The 16,650-nt window shown below is 45.7% G+C and carries 17 protein-coding genes; 16 read left to right on the forward strand and 1 reads right to left on the reverse strand.

The features are described 5' to 3' along the window. Positions 1 to 59: 59 nt before the first annotated feature. From PV783_RS25050 to PV783_RS25115, 14 genes are all read left to right on the forward strand, one after another. A complete protein-coding gene (locus PV783_RS25050) occupies positions 60 to 935 on the forward strand; it encodes a hypothetical protein (protein WP_420990023.1) in 876 nt (291 codons plus the stop codon). 15 nt (positions 936 to 950) lie between these two features. Then, entirely contained in the window at positions 951 to 1,595 is a 645-nt protein-coding gene (locus tag PV783_RS25055) for a hypothetical protein (RefSeq protein WP_420990024.1), read from the forward strand. A gap of 54 nt (positions 1,596 to 1,649) precedes the next feature. Further along, the gene (locus PV783_RS25060; RefSeq protein WP_420990025.1) at positions 1,650 to 2,297 is read left to right on the forward strand and encodes a TerB family tellurite resistance protein; all 648 of its coding nucleotides are present in this window, start codon (positions 1,650 to 1,652) and stop codon (positions 2,295 to 2,297) included. After that, complete coding sequence (gene traJ / locus PV783_RS25065) at positions 2,294 to 3,517, forward strand: conjugative transposon protein TraJ (RefSeq protein WP_420990026.1); 1,224 nt, start codon at positions 2,294 to 2,296, stop codon at positions 3,515 to 3,517. Before PV783_RS25060 ends, traJ begins: the two co-directional genes overlap by 4 nt. A 151-nt stretch (positions 3,518 to 3,668) precedes the next feature. Continuing rightward, positions 3,669 to 4,274 (forward strand): conjugative transposon protein TraK, encoded by a 606-nt coding sequence (traK, locus tag PV783_RS25070; protein ID WP_420990027.1) that lies wholly within the window; start codon positions 3,669 to 3,671, stop codon positions 4,272 to 4,274. 30 nt (positions 4,275 to 4,304) lie between these two features. Beyond that, complete coding sequence (locus PV783_RS25075) at positions 4,305 to 4,835, forward strand: hypothetical protein (protein WP_420990028.1); 531 nt, start codon at positions 4,305 to 4,307, stop codon at positions 4,833 to 4,835. Positions 4,836 to 4,841: 6 nt separating this feature from the next. After that, complete coding sequence (gene traM, locus PV783_RS25080; RefSeq protein WP_420990029.1) at positions 4,842 to 6,113, forward strand: conjugative transposon protein TraM; 1,272 nt, start codon at positions 4,842 to 4,844, stop codon at positions 6,111 to 6,113. A 23-nt stretch (positions 6,114 to 6,136) separates the two neighbouring features. Next, complete coding sequence (traN, locus tag PV783_RS25085) at positions 6,137 to 6,976, forward strand: conjugative transposon protein TraN (RefSeq protein WP_420990030.1); 840 nt, start codon at positions 6,137 to 6,139, stop codon at positions 6,974 to 6,976. Positions 6,977 to 7,095: 119 nt separating this feature from the next. Further along, positions 7,096 to 8,175, forward strand: a complete 1,080-nt coding sequence (locus PV783_RS25090) for a hypothetical protein (protein WP_420990031.1) — start codon at positions 7,096 to 7,098, stop codon at positions 8,173 to 8,175. Between the two features lie 2 nt (positions 8,176 to 8,177). Continuing rightward, positions 8,178 to 9,404, forward strand: coding sequence for a hypothetical protein (locus PV783_RS25095; protein WP_420990032.1), 1,227 nt, complete (start codon positions 8,178 to 8,180; stop codon positions 9,402 to 9,404). 93 nt (positions 9,405 to 9,497) lie between these two features. Next, on the forward strand, positions 9,498 to 9,716 hold the full coding sequence (locus tag PV783_RS25100) for a hypothetical protein (RefSeq protein WP_420990033.1): 219 nt from the start codon (positions 9,498 to 9,500) through the stop codon (positions 9,714 to 9,716). 10 nt (positions 9,717 to 9,726) lie between these two features. After that, the gene (locus tag PV783_RS25105; protein ID WP_420990034.1) at positions 9,727 to 10,626 is read left to right on the forward strand and encodes a hypothetical protein; all 900 of its coding nucleotides are present in this window, start codon (positions 9,727 to 9,729) and stop codon (positions 10,624 to 10,626) included. A gap of 68 nt (positions 10,627 to 10,694) precedes the next feature. Next, positions 10,695 to 11,249, forward strand: a complete 555-nt coding sequence (locus tag PV783_RS25110; RefSeq protein WP_420990035.1) for a hypothetical protein — start codon at positions 10,695 to 10,697, stop codon at positions 11,247 to 11,249. 783 nt (positions 11,250 to 12,032) lie between these two features. Continuing rightward, complete coding sequence (locus PV783_RS25115) at positions 12,033 to 13,193, forward strand: hypothetical protein (RefSeq protein ID WP_420990036.1); 1,161 nt, start codon at positions 12,033 to 12,035, stop codon at positions 13,191 to 13,193. 186 nt (positions 13,194 to 13,379) lie between these two features. Here the strand turns inward: PV783_RS25115 and PV783_RS25120 are convergent, their stop codons facing one another. Continuing rightward, complete coding sequence (locus tag PV783_RS25120; RefSeq protein WP_420990037.1) at positions 13,380 to 14,708, reverse strand: BACON domain-containing protein; 1,329 nt, start codon at positions 14,706 to 14,708, stop codon at positions 13,380 to 13,382. Positions 14,709 to 15,124: 416 nt separating this feature from the next. Between PV783_RS25120 and PV783_RS25125 the strand changes: the two genes are divergently transcribed. Continuing rightward, positions 15,125 to 15,694: a Crp/Fnr family transcriptional regulator gene (locus tag PV783_RS25125; RefSeq protein WP_420990038.1), complete on the forward strand. Its 570-nt coding sequence runs from the start codon at positions 15,125 to 15,127 to the stop codon at positions 15,692 to 15,694. A 95-nt stretch (positions 15,695 to 15,789) separates the two neighbouring features. Next, a complete protein-coding gene (locus PV783_RS25130; protein WP_420990039.1) occupies positions 15,790 to 16,632 on the forward strand; it encodes an SDR family oxidoreductase in 843 nt (280 codons plus the stop codon). Positions 16,633 to 16,650 lie beyond the last annotated feature (18 nt).

The following is a 16,650-nucleotide window of genomic DNA, read 5'->3' on the forward strand; positions in this document are numbered from 1 at the left end:
CCAGTCAACTGATTTTGCCTAAGCGTGAATAAAAAATTTGAACAATAACCCTGGTGCCCATGATTGACGAAAAACATATTGAACAGTTCTCTGCAATATTTCTGGAGAAAGGTTATACCGGAGAATTTTATACTGACGGCGTGAAAAAAACCGATGTAAAGAATTGCCTTAAAGACTATTTACAGAACCAGGCAGTGCAAAGACCAGTAAAGGAAGCCTTTCCCTTTCGCCTAAATAGCTTTATCGAAGGGGATCAATCCAGCCTGCATTACACGCTTTGCTCTTTTAAGATAGATTATGATCAGGTCGGCGGATTACACCTGACGGGCATGCAGGTTTTTAAGCAAGCGGGTACTGAAACTGAGGTTCTTAATGTCAGTGAACAGCTTAAAGCCTGGCCCGATATCCCGGCTAGGGATGAAGTGTTGACGATGGATTTTCATGAGGCAAATTTACCAATCACGCAGGACGCGGAGATTGTAAAAGCAATGGTTAAACAACCGCTGGTCCAGGCTGAACATTTGGACCGGTTTATCCAGGCGCTGCATGCTAAAGGGTACACGGGGAAATTTATGGCGCCGCGTGTTCCAGAGAAAGAACTTGCCCATACCATGTTAACCTACCTGAACAGATGGCCTGGAGGCATCGATAACGTTAATGCTTTCCCTGTCTGGTTACATACGATCACCCAGGGCAGTTTGATCACTGACCTCCGTACCGTATGTATGATGAGGGTACAGTATGACCCTGAACATGGATTCAGGCCAGATCAGCTACGGATCATCCGTTTTGACGCCCGTAAAGGTACGTCGATCAATGAACCCGCGCCTGTATCATTAAAATCCCTTCAGGAATTGCCAACGGCACAAAAGGCCAATGCTTTAGCCCTTCAGAATCAAAAGACAGCGAAAAAAAATAGAAGAAGAAAACTGTAATCCCAAAATCCTGATATGAAAGCAATATTGTTAACCCTGCTGGCCTGTTTGGTCAGCACCTTTTCCTGGGGACAGGTATTGGGAAGTTTATTCTCCCAGAAACAGGAAAACCGGAAACTCCTGGCACAGCAGATTGCTGCCCTGGAGGTTTATAAAACCTATATCAAAAAAGGCTATGACATCATCAGTAAAGGTGTCGGTCTCATTAATAAAATTAAGACTGGTGATTTTAACCTGCACCGTGATTTTTTTGGCGCCCTTAAAATCGTTAACCCGAGAATAAAAAAATATGCGAAGGTGGCCGGACTGATGGGGATAAGTGTGCAGGCCGTTACTCGTCTGAAGCAACTGAACAAGCTGGCCCGTTCAGAGCTGATGAGCAATGCGGAGCAGGAGTTTATCCGGCAAGTAGTGCAAAATGTACTTCAGATGCTTGCGGACACCATCGATGAGCTGATCCTGATCATTACCGACAACCAACTGGATCTGAAGGATGATGAAAGGATTGAAAGAATTGAGCGCCTGTATCTGGTGGCACTTGATCAGGGTTCATTTGTGCAACGCTTTGATGAGCAGGTATCGCTTCTGCTTCGGATGAAGAAAAAAAGACAGGCAGACATCCGCGGGAGCGACTTTCTAAACGGGGTAACGCAACCCTAGCTCCAGGCTACAATGCGGAAGAAACAAGATTTGTGAACGAGAAAATGTGCAGTAATGAAAAAGATATTGTTAATACTACTGGTTTGCCTTGCGGTTAGCCAGCTCCCCTTTCGGGCAAATGCCCAAGCCAATGAGGCGGCCCAGCTGGCGCTGAATATAGAGAAGCTCGCCCAGCTGAAAAGTATCCTGACCACCTTAAAGAAAGGTTTTACCATTGTCTCCTCCGGTTATGGTACAGTAAAGTCCCTTACTCAGGGCAATTTCAGCTTACACAAGGCTTTCCTGGACGGCCTGATGCAGGTCAGTCCTGCAGTAAAAAAATACCGCAAGGTGGTCGGGATCATCGATTACCAGATCCGGCTGTTCAAAGAATGTAAGATCGCTGTGAGGCGCATCAGCGCACCGGATCTTTTTCAGGCTTCAGAAATCAGCTATATGGTCGGGGTGTATGAAAAGGTAGGTGCGGGCAGCCTGAAAAATCTCGACGAGTTGCTGAATGTAGTCACTGCCGGCTCCCTGCGCATGAGCGATGATGAGCGGTTAAGTACCATCGATAAGATCTATGCGGATATGGAAGACAAGCTGACTTTCGTCCGGGAATTCGGCAGCACCTGTTCGCTGATGGCCCTTGGCCGCAGTAAGGCTAAAAACCAGGTCAGGGGTATGGAAACAATGTATGGCATTCAAAACCTTGAGCGATGACGAAGTTTAGAATAATCAAACTGCTGGGCATCTTTATCCTAGTGCCGATGTTTTGTTTTGCTCAGGGTGGTGTGGCCGATAACCTTCACAGCATGCAGGACGTGCTGAAAGATCTGTACACAGAGATGATGCCGGAATGCGAAAAGCTGATTGATGTGGCCAGGGGTATTGCTGGTTTTGCTGCCCTATTCTATATCGCCGCGCGGGTATGGAAACACATTCTGAATGCAGAGGCGATCGACTTCCACCCTTTGCTGAAACCGTTCCTCCTGGGATTCTGTATTAGTTTTTTCCCCCTCGTTTTAGGAGTAATGAATGGAATTTTAGACCCGATTTCTGAAGGCACGGGGGCAATGGTGAAAGGTTCCAATCAGACGGTCAAACTACTGCTGCAAAAGAAGGAAGCTGCCATCAAAGAATCTCCGGTGTACCAGATGTATGTCGGACAAGACGAAGCTGGTAACCGCGATCAGTGGTATCGTTATACCCACAACGGGGATGACCCCAAAGGAGAAAAATGGTACGACGGAATTGGCAACAGCCTAAAGTTTGCCATTGAAAAGGCGACCTACAAATTTCGAAACTCAGTCAAAGAGTGGATGAGCGAGATCCTGCATGTGTTGTTCGAGGCGGCGGCATTGTGCATAAACGCGCTGCGCACGTTCCAGCTGATTGTACTGTCCATCTTAGGACCGCTGGTCTTTGCCCTTTCAGTTTTTGATGGGCTCGGGCATACGTTAGGGGCATGGATCGCAAAGTACATCAACGTATCGCTCTGGTTGCCGGTGGCCAACATTTTCGGGGCGATCATTGGCAAGATTCAGGAGAATCTGATCAAAATGGATATCGGGCAGATTCAGCAAACCGGTGATACTTTCTTCAGTCCCTCGGATACCGGCTATTTGGTTTTTCTACTCATCGGGATCGTCGGCTACTTCACTGTGCCTTCAGTAGCCGGCTTTGTGGTGAACGCCGGAGGCGGAGGTGCGATGGTGCAGAAGATCACCAGTCTTGCAACAAGTGGTCCCGGAAAAATTGGCGGATCAATCGGTGGAGCGATGGATAAAGTTGCGAACATGCGGCAGAATTTCAAAGAGGGCCAAAGCGGCAAGGAGTCCGGCAGCGGCGTTGCCGGAGCAGTTGGCCGGAGTATTGGTCACAGTGCGGCCTATATGGCCAGTAAGCTTCGGGGAGGCAGTGATCAAGAGAAAAAATCGTGATACATGAAAGCTATCATTTAGATAAGAAAAAGGTGGACTTCATAGAAATCTGCGAAAAGCAATTCGCAGAAGCAAGGCAACAGATCAGCCTTGACATATAGTGTAATACGAACAATGTGAACCAGAAAAGTGAAGAGAGATGTTCAAAAAAATGCAAAATATTGATAGCACGTTCCGCTATATCAGAAGGTTATGTGTGGTGGTGATCATTGGTGCGATGGCCCTGTGCCTGTTCACCGTGTACAGAAGTTATGATCTGGTCAAAAGTAAAAATGAAAAAGTATATGTGCTGGTCAATGGCAAGGCCCTTGAAGCTTACGCGAGTGAGCGAAAGGACAACTTACCGGTAGAGGCCAAAGACCAGGTAAAAATATTCCATGCCCTATTTTTTAATCTTCCCCCGGATGATAAGGGGATCGAGGCGACCATATCCAGGGCCTTGTACCTCGCTGACGAATCTGCCAAACGGCAGTATGATGATTTGAAAGAAGGAAATTATTATTCCAATATCATCAGCTCCAACATCAACCAAACCATTCGGGTGGACAGCGTATTACTGGATATGAATACCAGCCCGATCAGCTTTCGCTGCTACGCGGTGCAGACCCTCACCCGTCCTACCAGTATCCTGACCCGCAACCTGTTGACTGAAGGGCAGCTCCGCGAGGTGTCCCGTAGTGAAAACAACGCTCATGGACTGCTCATTGAACGCTGGAATATTCTAGAAAATAAAGACCTGACTGTTAACCCTCGTTAGCCTGTGGCCTAACGAATAACCAAAAAAAATATGAGCTTTTTATTTAGTAAAAAAAATCAAGTCCCCGTAGGGACAAAGCATACCCCATCCACAAAAGGTCGCCAGTTACCCGGCAATCAGCAGCAAATTCAGAAAAAGCCGGGTGCTGGTGTTAACAAAAGCGCGAAGACCTTTTCCAAACGCAAAAAACTATTGCTGCTTGCGATAATGATCCTGGCATTGGGTGGGTATAACATCTGGCTGATCATTCACAGCTTTAAAGTGGTACCGACAGTTGGGAATTTTAATATCCAGCAAATCTCAATCCCGCTAGGCAACAATCCCTTTAAAGGCAAATGGTTTGACGCCGGTATTGATCAGGATAGCCATCGCCGGATCATGCAGTTTAAAGCCTACATGGACAGTCTTTCCCTGACCAGAGCGGGAAGAGCAGAGTATGACCACATTATGGCTACCAGGCCCGGATTAATAGACAGCGTACGGCTGTATGAAAGCACCTACCAACTACAAAATTCAAGGCCTACTGACCCGCAAGGCCCAAATATGAACCCCAAAAATTAAAAAAAGATGAAAACTTTAGAGACAACCCCGGATGAAAAACGCCGCAAATTTTTGCTGGTGTTACCCCTACTGACCTTACCGTTTATTCTGCTCATCGTTTGGGCACTGACTGGTGATCCGAAAGACGCTGCAGCAACAAACCCAGTTGGCAGCAAAGTAAACATGGCTTTACCCGATGCCAGCTTTGATCAGGACAAGCCCCAGGATAAGATGAGCTTCTATGCGCAAGCTGCAGTTGACAGTAACCGCAGATCTGAGCAGACTAAAAACGATCCTTACCTGAGTTCAGCTCCCACCATTTCCCATGGCTCCTCGAATTTTAATCCTTATGGACCGCAGGGCATAAATCCAGCTATCTATGGTAACCAGGGCTACAGCGATCCCAATGAAGCGCAGCTTTACCGCAAGCTCTCAGAACTGAATACGGCCTTAAACCAGCCTGCCGCACCAGCAGCTAACCCTTACGGTTATACGCCGGCAGGAAATGGCACCTCAGCTGTTAGTAAAAGTGATCTGAACCGACTGGAAAATATGATGAACATGATGCAGCAAGGCGCACCCGCAGGAGATCCGGAAATGCAGCAGATCAATTCCATGCTGGAGAAGATCGTGGACATCCAGCACCCGGAGTTGGCGAAAGATAAACTTAAAAACGCTGGTGACCGTAGCCGTGGTAAAATCTATGCAGTGACCACCCGAGCAGATGAAAATGTGGTCACGGTAATGAACGGGCCACCTTCTGCGCAGGGCAAGCAACAAGCCTATGGTGGCTTCTATAGTTTAACGGACGCCACGCCCCAGGAGCAGGTCAACACCATTGCAGCGGTCGTGCATGATAACCAGACCATTGTTTCGGGATCAATTGTGAAAATGCGCCTGAGTAGTGACATCATGATCCGCGGAGAGTTGATCCCAAAAGACAATTTTGTTTTCGGTCAGGCCCAGATCAGCGGCGAACGGCTAACCATTGAAATCAACAGCATCCGCTACAAGGGTGCTATCTACCCGGTCAACCTTTCAGTTTGCGATTTGGACGGAATGGAGGGCATCCATATCCCCGGCGCCATCAGCCGCGATGTAGCAAAGGAGAACGGCACAGATGCCTTACAGGGATTGGGCATCAACAGCTTTGATCCGAACCTGGCCACCCAGGCCGCTTCTGCTGGTATTGAACTGAGTAAGAACCTCATAAAAAAGAAAGTGAAGCTGGTCAAAATCACGCTCAAAGCGGGTTACAAGCTGCTGCTTAAGGACGACAAAGCGGAAGAAATCAATTGAGTATTTATCATAAATAATAGAACATGAGAGAGTGTGTGAGAGTGATCCTGTGTGTGATCATGTTGTTTAGCGGGCTAAGTATGCGTGCCCAGAATTTAATTACCCAGGTGAAAGGAAAAGTGATCCCTATGAACCTGGACATTTCCAAGTGGAAAACGACCAACCTGATTTTTCCCTACGGGATCAAATCTGTAGACCGCGGAAATCAGGATGTATTGGTACAAAAAGCCAAAGGGGTAGAAAACATCTTACAGGTGAAGGCAGCAAATGATACCCTGAAAGAAACCAACCTGACAGTGGTATGCGCCGATGGTACACTGTATTCGTTTATCGTTCATTACCTGGCCAGCCCCTCGCAACTGAATTTCAGTTTGGGAAAGGTCGTGGCCCAGTCTCCCTGGGCGCTGTTTGCCTCCGGGGACAACAATGAGGCAAAGGTCAATGACCTGGCCACAGCGCTGGGTCATAAGCGGCCAGTGATCAAAAATATCCGGGCCTCTGCCAATCAGATCGGATTGCGCTGTAGCGGCCTTTACATCAAAGATGATGTGCTGTACTGTCAGCTGGAACTGGAGAACAACAGCACTATAGCTTATACCGTTGATCAACTCCGGTTTTATATCCAGGACCAAAAGAAAGCTAAGCGCACCGCTTCCCAGCAGCTACAGATCAATCCACTGTATGTGGCAGGAAATTCGGCGCAGATTGGTTCGCGTTCCAGGCAAAACATTGTAGTGGCTATGCCCAAATTCACGATCCCCGACCAAAAATTTCTGGTGATTGAAATGATGGAGAAGGATGGTGGCAGAAACCTGCTGATCAGAATCCGTAATCATCATTTGACGCACGTCATTCAACTGTAACCCTACGCTCAAAAGAAAAAAAGTCCTCCACTAAAGGCGCCCTACTGTATTGCGAGAGAGCGAGAGAGCGAGAGCGCATGACAGCGGAGGGCAAAATGTTAACTCAAAAAAATAAGACAATGGTAATCGAAAAAAATGTGAAGTACCTGAATGATCGGGTGAAAATGACAGGCTTCGGCGAGATCTACGAAGCAGAGATCCGTGAGAATATCAGTAAAGGATTGGATTCCTTTACGATCAATGTCAAAAGGGATTTCGGGGATCAGGACTACAGGGATACCACCGAATCCGTCTTACATTTTAACAAGGGTAAAGAGGATTGGTATCATTTCAACAGCTACGATACCCGGATCACTAACCGTCCTGATGATGTCGCTGCCTCAACCTGGGAAACGGTAAAAGTGGACCACAAGTTCAAAAAAAATACCTACACGTTAAAAGAGATGTATAACCTCAAACTCGGCGGCTCTGTAGAAAAGGAAATTTCCTACATGAAAAAAAATGAGGAGACAGGCAAAGAAGAGGAGATCAGTTTTACAGGTTTTAGAAAAGCTGATCACCGTGAACTGACTAAATACAAGTCCTATCCGAAAAAAAACATCGCGTGGCCACTGATGGAAAAGCAGCTGCGCGACTCCCATGCCCTTAAGCTGCTGAAAGATCCGGACCTGGCCGATGGACTGGTGCGTTCTATGAAAAAAGGAAACGTGCAGCGGGTGACGTTGAAAAATGGCGAAACGGAGATCGTAAGGTGGATTGCGATTGATGCGGAGTTCAAGAAGATCGGGATTTATGAATCCAACCCCAGGGTTTACATCTCCAATGAAGAGGCGCTGGCAAAAAAGCAAGCGGCAGCTGAGCGGCAACTTGCCGCCGGGCAGGTTGAAACACAAGCAGACCTTGCCCAGCCGCCAGCTGCCACTTTAAACCCTGATAATCCCGCTAAGGCTCATGAAACGAAGGTGGTCCCCCTGTATCCTGACGGCAGTCCGGCAAAGACTGATCTGCCCAAATCTGCTGAATTGCCGTCCGATGCTGCCGGTAAAAACAGCACCAGTAAAGCGGAAACCGAAAAACCCGCTGCACACAAGGCAGCCGATAGGGTTCAACAGCCTCTAAAGCAGGGCGCCGGAAAAACCAAAGGGAAAAATCATAAAACAACGCCGGTGGGAAGGAAAAAAGCCGGTCATAAAGTTTAGCTATGGCACATACGATTAACAGGGTTCATGAGGCATTGGCCGAATGGAAGCGGATGGAGGAAAACAATATCAACATGTTTCCACCAGTGGTAATGAACAGTCCTGAATTTGCAAAAATCAGGTTAAAGCACCTGGATGAGGTGGCGGCAAAGCTGTCTTTAACAGCCGGCAAAGCGGAAAAGGAAAGCCTAAGAATTCTGGCGATTGAACGCCGGCAGCTCGTACGGACAGCGTATCCAAAGGGACAGGGTTTTCGGAAATTCATTTTCCGCATCACCCGGCCATTCAGGTTTATGATCGGACAACATGCAGAACTGCGCAGGCAGGACCAGCAGTTGGCCAGAATTCAGACCCATATGCAAAAGGCTGGTTTTGGTAAATATGTAAGCGCAGTATTTAAAAAGATCAGGCAGGGAGAGCGGAGTTTCTCCCTGCCTACTTCTGCCGAGATCAGGCAGAATGATCAGGTTCATTTCAACCTTCAGTTTTCCTTTGATGAGGCAAGGGGTCATTCCTTTGATGGTTTCCAGGCAGGGTATCGCAATAGCTTAAAGCCTGGTGAGGTAAGACAGCACACTTTCAGTACCGATGAAGCGGGCATCGTACATGCCGAGCGAGCCACACACCTGATCGCTGGCAGGGCCATACTGGAAACTGTTTCTCAGAACGGGCATGTTAGCCAGCAATGGGTAAAGTTGGATACCAGAAAAGATGAGCAGGGCAATTTCCTGATGAAGTATATCTCTGCTGAATCCTTCGATACCCGTAAGCATTGTGAAGGCCTCCCCTTCTGGCGGCGCATGAACCAGTTTGATCAGCTACGCGCAATAGGCAATCTGATTTCGGGAGAGCGGGCGCCGGTAAACATCGAGCTCCAGGGAAAAAAAATACCGATGCTAATTGAAGCTGACCCTGAAAAAGGTATGGTCAGGCTGCTGGATGAAAAGGGGAAATCAGTGGACCCGAATAAGCTGGAAACCAAGCAAGTCATGTCATCAGGATCAACGCTAAAAAGAGCTACTGGCGACAATAAGCTGCTGACCGGGAAAGATGTGGTGGATAACAGGACGCTTGGCCTCTATCTTGCCCAGTTCTACGCTCCCGAAACAACCAAACAGAGCATAACAGCACCAGAAAAAAAGGTCTCTAATGGTAAAGCTCCTCCAAAATACAGGAACAAACAGTCTAAGAAGGCGGCAAATGGAAAAAAAACAAAAGTACCACACTAGAATTTAGTTATGGATAACCAACATCATCTGCTCAATATTTTCTGCAAGGTGGTTAATGACCCCAGAATCAGTAAAGCACATATGGCTGTATACATGGCTTTATTCTACTTATGGAGTAAACAACAATTCAAAGGTTTTCTGTCAGTATATAGCTGGCAGATCATGCCTATGGCAAAGATCTCTACCAGTGCAACCTATTTTATGGTCATCAGGCAACTTGATGAATATGGATATCTCCAATATAAGCCTTCGTATTACCGTAAACGAGCCAGTCAGGTGAATCTGGAAGCCCCAGACGACCATTGTAAATAACCCGTAGAAGATGAAAGAAAATAGCAATATAGAAGAAATAGCGAGGGCGCTTGACGAGCACGGGTTTGCGCCACTAACAGCAGATGAAAAAACACGACTGGCAGCAGATCCCAGAACTGCAAATTTTGAAATACTAAAAAGACAGGTAAATATTTTAGGCTTTGGTGAACTGCTGGCTGGCAGTTTATGGCAACAGATGCGGGCTGAGATACCCAAAATCATCCTCCCTTACCGCACTTTAATGGGGCAGGACACACTGACCTGCGAGCTTTCCTTTAGCAGGTCCGGTATGGGTAATTACTTTATGGATCATTACACCATCGCGCTGTCAGGTACTGTTGAGGATACAGGATTAAAATATAAACAACAAACCATCCAGGTCGAGTATTACGATACGGCCAGCAGGACACCAAGCCTTATTGAAGCATATAACCTCCTAAAAGGCAGATGGGTCAATAAAGAATTCTGCGCGCCGGACGGAGACTATTATAAAGACTGGATCAAATACGACCTGACCATGCTTACCGCTTCTGGTAATTACCTGATGACGACTTTGGGCAAGGACCGGCATTTTGATATTGCAAGTCATATTGCACAGCTGCCGCTTGCCGATTTCGGGCGCCATTCATCCAGGGAAGAACTGATCCGATCCCTGGCTCAGGGGAACAAGGAGGAAGTGATGATTTTACTTACCAGTGGCTCCAGAACCAGGTTTAAAGTACAGACCAATCCCCTGCAAGACAGGCTAGATATCCATTTAGGCAACAGAAGGGTATATATATCCCATAGTGGCGCTGTGAATATTCCAGGCTTAAAACCACCTCCTGCGCAGCGGCCCAAAGTTATTCCGGGATACAAAAATATCAACCCATTATCAAAGGAAAAAACGCGGAAAAGGATCAGGAGATAAACTACCTACCAAAGCGTAAAATATCAGGATAATGGTCAGATTTTAACTACCTTAAAATAAAAAGCGTTATGAGAAAAAAAATGTTTCTGGCAGTAGTATTGCTTACGTGTATCATCTCCATCACGGTGGGGTTTCCTGCCTCAGCACAAAGTATAAGTGAATTAAAAATAACGGCTCCATTCGATTCACTCGGTTTAACAGCTGTGACAGCAAGCGGTAATGTAAAAACAGGGACCATTGAGGTTAGCATGATTTTCAAAAATAATTATTCCAAAATGGCCGGAGTATCGTTATCTCTCGGCGGCTTTCCTGATTTCGGCATAACGGATGCGAAGGGACGCAAGTACAAATTGCATACCGATGGAAATGCAGTAAATACGAATAAGGGGTACCAGGATATCCCCTTTATTCAATTTGGCGATAAGAAGTTCACCTGGGTAGCCACCGTTGCCCAGCAAATACCTCCTACCGAAACGCGAAAGCTTATCGTTAGAATAAATAAACTGGATAGAAGCACCGGTGCAATTACTGATTTTCACATCAGGTGTATTCTTTCCCTGGATTATGGTCACATAGGTGATAAGGTATATAAGATAGAAAATCTGAAGGTAGATTGGAATTGAGATCCGCGGATTATCGTTCCCTCAATTGACTAAACGGGGGTAAAGCAAAGTTCTTTGACATTGAGGAAAGAGACCGTAAAGGTGGGGCACCGGTCAATCGGGCAGGTTTCGTTATGCGACCTGAGGGTTATAAGTATTCAAACAAATAAAAATACAGAAGAACAACCTACAACCGGGCCGGAGCCAAAAGGCTAAATTTCTTTTGCTACCTCCAGTTATCCGCTGTTGCTATCTCCGACACAAAAAGTGCCAGTCCCGCACGCGGTCGGGACTGGCTTAGGTTGTCAATATAGCAGTTTGAAGATCCCAACTGCTGTCTGCGAGCGGGCGCAAAGCGGTTATGAATATTCCACAGGCCCGGTCCAGTCTTAATCAGGATATATCCTGCAATAAATAAGGCTCCTACGGTACAATTAATTTTGAAGGGTACTATTTTTCAATTTCCCAAGGGTACATTAAAAAAAAAGACAGTACATCTCAAATCCGAAAACTTAGTATTAGCATTTCTTTACGACGCAACTAAAATTCTCGGTGATTTTTTTATTATTTTCAATTCCTACGGAGCCACTACCCTTATATTACACGGGTAAAAAGAAAAGGTACTATGCGTTTTAAAGAAATTTTTCGTGGATTAATTCAAGAGAAATATTCTTTTATACTTGGTTATTGAGTTCAGAAAAATGATATAAATTGCCGCTGATTTCGATGCATTTATTGCAAAATTAACCACAGTGCTTAGCTGAAAATATCACCCAAAATTCTCGAAACTTCTAATATCTACCAATGAGTATTAATTATTCTGATTTCCCATCTTTGGCATGGGTAAAGTGTGACCCTCAATCTTTAGAGCAGGCCCAAAAATTCGGCGGTTACAGACAACAGGAGGAGGAGTTTTTTAGTCGCTCGGAGGCACTACCAATGATTTTTGACTCCATAGCCATACGTAATTCGAGACATAAAGAATTGCCGAACTGCACGCATCAAAATTTTCTGGTCAGTGATAGTTTAATACATGTCATTAAGGCCGAAAAATGGTGGTGGAACTTCTGGCGGTCAAATTATCTGCGGAATGAAAAAGCCGCAGCATCGGGCGTAGCGGTCGTTGATGCAAAAAATAAGATTCATTATGTCTACATTATCGAAGAAGCAGCAGAAACGCTGGACATGACAGGATTTGAAGGAAATCATATTGCGGTTGAGTTGTTTTATGGTGATCGCTGTGTAGGCTTTGAAGAGGGTATTATAAAGGCCAATGGGACTATTGACATTACGCCCTGGGGGCATTACAAGCTAGGTGCAAAGAAAGAACTTGGAAAATATATTTCATTTGTGGTTGGCCTTTTGGGGTATGCTAAATCTAACGGCCTTTCTAAACTGGTGCCTGCAGACCTTAACCAAACAAATGAACTAATCTATTTTGCAGATCATTATTTGAGAGCTGGGACCATAGAGGGAAAAGAATTTTATCAGGCCAACCCCAACCCGGGCATAAGCCTCCATGCCATTTTACCAACGGTTTCGCTCTTCGATGTGGCCATTTATACAGATGGCCTTAGTGAACAGGAAATGAAGGATTGGACGAACAATCAAAACATAACTGCTCAATTTGACTTTATTGAAGGGATACCCTTCTTTGTCGTTGATTTCGGAAGTTGGAGTATTAATTCGCCAATCAATATAAGATCTATAGCCCGACTGGAGGATATAGAAGGGTGGCTCATGCAAACGGGTAATGCTGCACACTTATTCCTGGTTGATGCGACGACAAACATCATAATCGCAGAAAAGGTGATCTGTATCAAAAATAAAGACTTAGTGGAATGTAAAAAAGTGCTAAAACAGCAGCTAAGTATGTATCCAACCTGGCAGAAAGTACTGGAAAAGATTGAGCAACTGTTGGAACAAAAGAATAATGATTTGCTGATCGCTTCTATCTTGAATTGATAAAACGTTACGGGGAGGATAAAAAAACTATGCAAAATCATCCCTATAGGGGTAGATAAGCTAAATTTTTAATAAATAAAATGTGAATAACAACGGCGCTTGATTTCTCCGCACCGTTGCGTTATATAATTTAAGTTTAACACATTAACATCTGGCAGCCTCTTCTTGCCGTTCCCAGGCCTAACTCTAATCAGGCAACTTATCTATAATTATTTTATAGATAATGTTTCTATATGAATCGGCAATGTATAGAATGTTATCAGGACCAACCACAAGGCCATTAAAACACCATTGCCACTTTATTCCTGGATCAATCGTATATACAAAACCTTTAGAGGTAATCATCCTGATATTATGGTAAAAGTCAAAGCTAAAAAGATTACCATCTTTGTCAACAGCCATCGACTGGGCCTCTTCCACGTTAGCATGTAGTAGCGGGCCATCCATAATTCCCCTTCCTCTTACCAGGGTAGAAACCACCCCCTGCGGTGTAAGCTTGCGGATCGCAGAGTTACCCCAATCAGCCACGAAGATATTACCGGCTTTATCAATTGCAAGGCTATAGATTATAGAAAAAAGGGCAACGTCCGCGGGGCCATCACCAAGCTCTGAAAAAGTTTTGCCAGCTAATGTCGTAACCACTCCCGTGGGGGTTACCTTGCGTATCATAGAAGGGTTATCGGCAACAATAAGGTTACCTTCGGAATCCATAATCATACATGTAAGACCCATGAATTTGGCGGCGGTTCCTTTTCCGTCTGCAAATGCCCACTCTCTTTTACTTCCAGCCAGAATACTAATAGTACCATCAGCGGCATACTTATAAATAACGTTTTCATCTGCCTCCAACACATACATATTTCCCTGGTTATCCTTAATAGCACCATGGGGATTATCCCATGAATCGTTTACACCTTTGGGCCAATATGGATGCGGAAAGCGCCCGGGAAGGGTAGTAACAACACCTTCAGGGGTTATACTTCTGATTTTATTTTTATCAGTTACAATAAGATTTCCCTTGGTGTCAAACCACGGATTACTGACCCAACGGAACACCGCATCATTCCCAATACCATCACGACTGTCATAATCATCCCGATCTTTGGGATATCCACCACCGGCAAAAAGAATCGCCTTTGCGGGCAGCATAGAAATATTCTGAATTAGTGTAATGGTGCGTGTTCTCTCACCACTTTGTACAATCAGATTAGCAGTTCTCTTTTCATGGCTGCCAGTATTCTGTGAGTATCTCAGTACGATCCAGGCATCGCCAGTACCAGCAGCAGGAGTTATCGTTAGCCAATCCGGAGATCCGCTTATACTCCAGCTATCAGATGAAATAAGCATAACGGAATCAACACCGGCAAAAGGGCTAGCATAAACAGTGTCTATTGATGTGCTTAGCATCTGGTCAGGCAGATCAGGCAGTGGCTTTCCACATGAACTAAATCCAACCATCACTATCAAAGCATAAATAATAAGAATAGGGAGTTGTCTCCAATGGGTATAGAACATCTTTATTTATTTACAATTCCTGGGTTACCTGCATTAATGTCGGCATTGCAATTTTTGAGAAACGTAATTAGAAAAGTATAGAACATAAATACAAAATGAGTTACAACAATCTTCAGGTATTTACCGCACAATGGCTCTCTGACACAATTACTCAAAGAGTATCAAAACTACTGACCATTAACGCCTAAAGATAGCAGGATTGACAGACAATATAAATCACATTAAAATGTTATGCCTGTCAGTACCACCGTTTGCATCAACAATAGCGAGAAAAATGTGGACCATACATTTTTCTAATATCACAACAGCGTTAACGGTTCCCGAAGGATTTCGCTAGCTTTGAGCACTGTGTCCGGCGCTCCTCATTTTTACCATATGGTAAGTGAGTATTTTGCACTGTGTACTATCTTTACGTGATGGAAACGCTAATAAATCTTATCCTGCAATTTGGTGACTTGAACAAACAGCAGATCGAGTTTTTGTTGAGCAAGGTTGAAACACTTGAATTCAAGAAAGAGGATTACCTGTCGGAAGCCGGGAAGGTGCCTCGGTATGTGGCGTTCGTGTTGGAAGGGGTGTTCCGTTTTTGCTATTATAACAACAGGGGCGAAGAAATCACCAATTATTTCGTGGACGAAGGCAATTTTGTAGTAGATAATGAAAAATTCGAATCGCAGATCACGGCGTCCGAATACGTACAGGCCGCTACCGACTGCAAAGTGCTGGTTTTCAACAAGAAGAGCTGGGACGAGATATCCAACACCATTGTGGGCTGGGAGATGATGAAGGCCAACATGGTAAAAAAATGCCTTACGCTGGCCATGGAGCGGCGCAGTCCGCTGGTTTCAGAAGATGCCACGACGCGTTACCTGTCATTCATTGAGGCGTTCCCAAACCTGATCAACCGCATACCGCTTTCGTACGTGGCTTCGTACCTGGGCATCACCCAGCAATCGCTGAGCCGTATACGCCGTAATATCCGTTAAGGGCGTTTTTTACCAAATGATAAATGTTTTTTTGTTGCCGTTTTCAACCTTTGCTTATTCATTTAAAACTAAAAAAGATGAGCAAAAAGATCGTATTGATAACCGGAACAAATAGTGGATTTGGCTGGCTTACCGCCCACAGCGTGGCTGCCTTAGGGCATCAGGTATACGCAACCATGCGCGATACCCATGGCCGTAATGCAGATAAAGCCCAGGCCCTTGCTGCCGTAGCGAACGTGACTGTTTTGGACGTTACCCTGACTGACGACCAGAGTGTGAAACAGGCAGTTGATGCCATTTTGGCCAAAGAAGGCGCTATTGATGTGCTGGTGAACAACGCCGGTTACGGCATGACCGGTGTGGCGGAGAGCTTTACCACAGCCGACGTGCACACCACTTTTGATATTAACGTTTATGCCCCCTGGCGACTGATCAAACAGGTGCTGCCCGCAATGCGCAAACAAGCCGAAGGACTGATCATTAATGTGACCAGCGGATTTGGGCGGGTATCCTTCCCGTTCGCTACGATTTATGCGGCCTCCAAATTTGCACTGGAAGGAATAAGCGAGGGCCTGCATTACGAGGTAAAGCGTTTAGGCATTGACGTCGCCCTTGTGGAGCCGGGTGCTTTCCCAACCGAAATGCAGCAAAAGAACAACCCCGCATCTGATCAGGGGGTATTTGAGGGGTACGGCGCCATTGCTGATATACCGAACAAAATGATAGCCGCATTGGGCGGAGAGATGCAGGCTAAAAACCCTAACCCACAGGACGTGGCCGATGCCATTGTAAAACTGATCGGCACGCCAAAAGGCACTAGGCCATTACGCACCGTGGTTGACCCCATAACCGGCCAATATATTGAAGCCGCCAACCAGGCCGTAGCCGAACAATTTGCCAAAGGGTTGACGGTGTTCGGGATGGGTGAGCTATTGTAAGCGGAGCAGATTTAATGG

The sequence above is a fragment of the Chitinophaga sp. CC14 genome (assembly GCF_048957795.1).
GTDB lineage: Bacteria > Bacteroidota > Bacteroidia > Chitinophagales > Chitinophagaceae > Chitinophaga > Chitinophaga ginsengisegetis.

Coding starts and splice junctions, on each gene's coding strand:
- PV783_RS25090 (WP_420990031.1), top strand. CDS start 7,096: ATGGTAATCGAAAAAAATGTGAAGTACCTGAATGATCGGGTGAAAATG.
- PV783_RS25050 (WP_420990023.1), top strand. CDS start 60: ATGATTGACGAAAAACATATTGAACAGTTCTCTGCAATATTTCTGGAG.
- PV783_RS25110 (WP_420990035.1), top strand. CDS start 10,695: ATGAGAAAAAAAATGTTTCTGGCAGTAGTATTGCTTACGTGTATCATC.
- traJ (WP_420990026.1), top strand. CDS start 2,294: ATGACGAAGTTTAGAATAATCAAACTGCTGGGCATCTTTATCCTAGTG.
- PV783_RS25060 (WP_420990025.1), top strand. CDS start 1,650: ATGAAAAAGATATTGTTAATACTACTGGTTTGCCTTGCGGTTAGCCAG.
- traK (WP_420990027.1), top strand. CDS start 3,669: ATGCAAAATATTGATAGCACGTTCCGCTATATCAGAAGGTTATGTGTG.
- PV783_RS25075 (WP_420990028.1), top strand. CDS start 4,305: ATGAGCTTTTTATTTAGTAAAAAAAATCAAGTCCCCGTAGGGACAAAG.
- PV783_RS25105 (WP_420990034.1), top strand. CDS start 9,727: ATGAAAGAAAATAGCAATATAGAAGAAATAGCGAGGGCGCTTGACGAG.
- PV783_RS25055 (WP_420990024.1), top strand. CDS start 951: ATGAAAGCAATATTGTTAACCCTGCTGGCCTGTTTGGTCAGCACCTTT.
- PV783_RS25115 (WP_420990036.1), top strand. CDS start 12,033: ATGAGTATTAATTATTCTGATTTCCCATCTTTGGCATGGGTAAAGTGT.
- PV783_RS25100 (WP_420990033.1), top strand. CDS start 9,498: ATGGCTTTATTCTACTTATGGAGTAAACAACAATTCAAAGGTTTTCTG.
- PV783_RS25120 (WP_420990037.1), bottom strand. CDS start 14,708: ATGTTCTATACCCATTGGAGACAACTCCCTATTCTTATTATTTATGCT.
- traN (WP_420990030.1), top strand. CDS start 6,137: ATGAGAGAGTGTGTGAGAGTGATCCTGTGTGTGATCATGTTGTTTAGC.
- PV783_RS25125 (WP_420990038.1), top strand. CDS start 15,125: ATGGAAACGCTAATAAATCTTATCCTGCAATTTGGTGACTTGAACAAA.
- traM (WP_420990029.1), top strand. CDS start 4,842: ATGAAAACTTTAGAGACAACCCCGGATGAAAAACGCCGCAAATTTTTG.
- PV783_RS25095 (WP_420990032.1), top strand. CDS start 8,178: ATGGCACATACGATTAACAGGGTTCATGAGGCATTGGCCGAATGGAAG.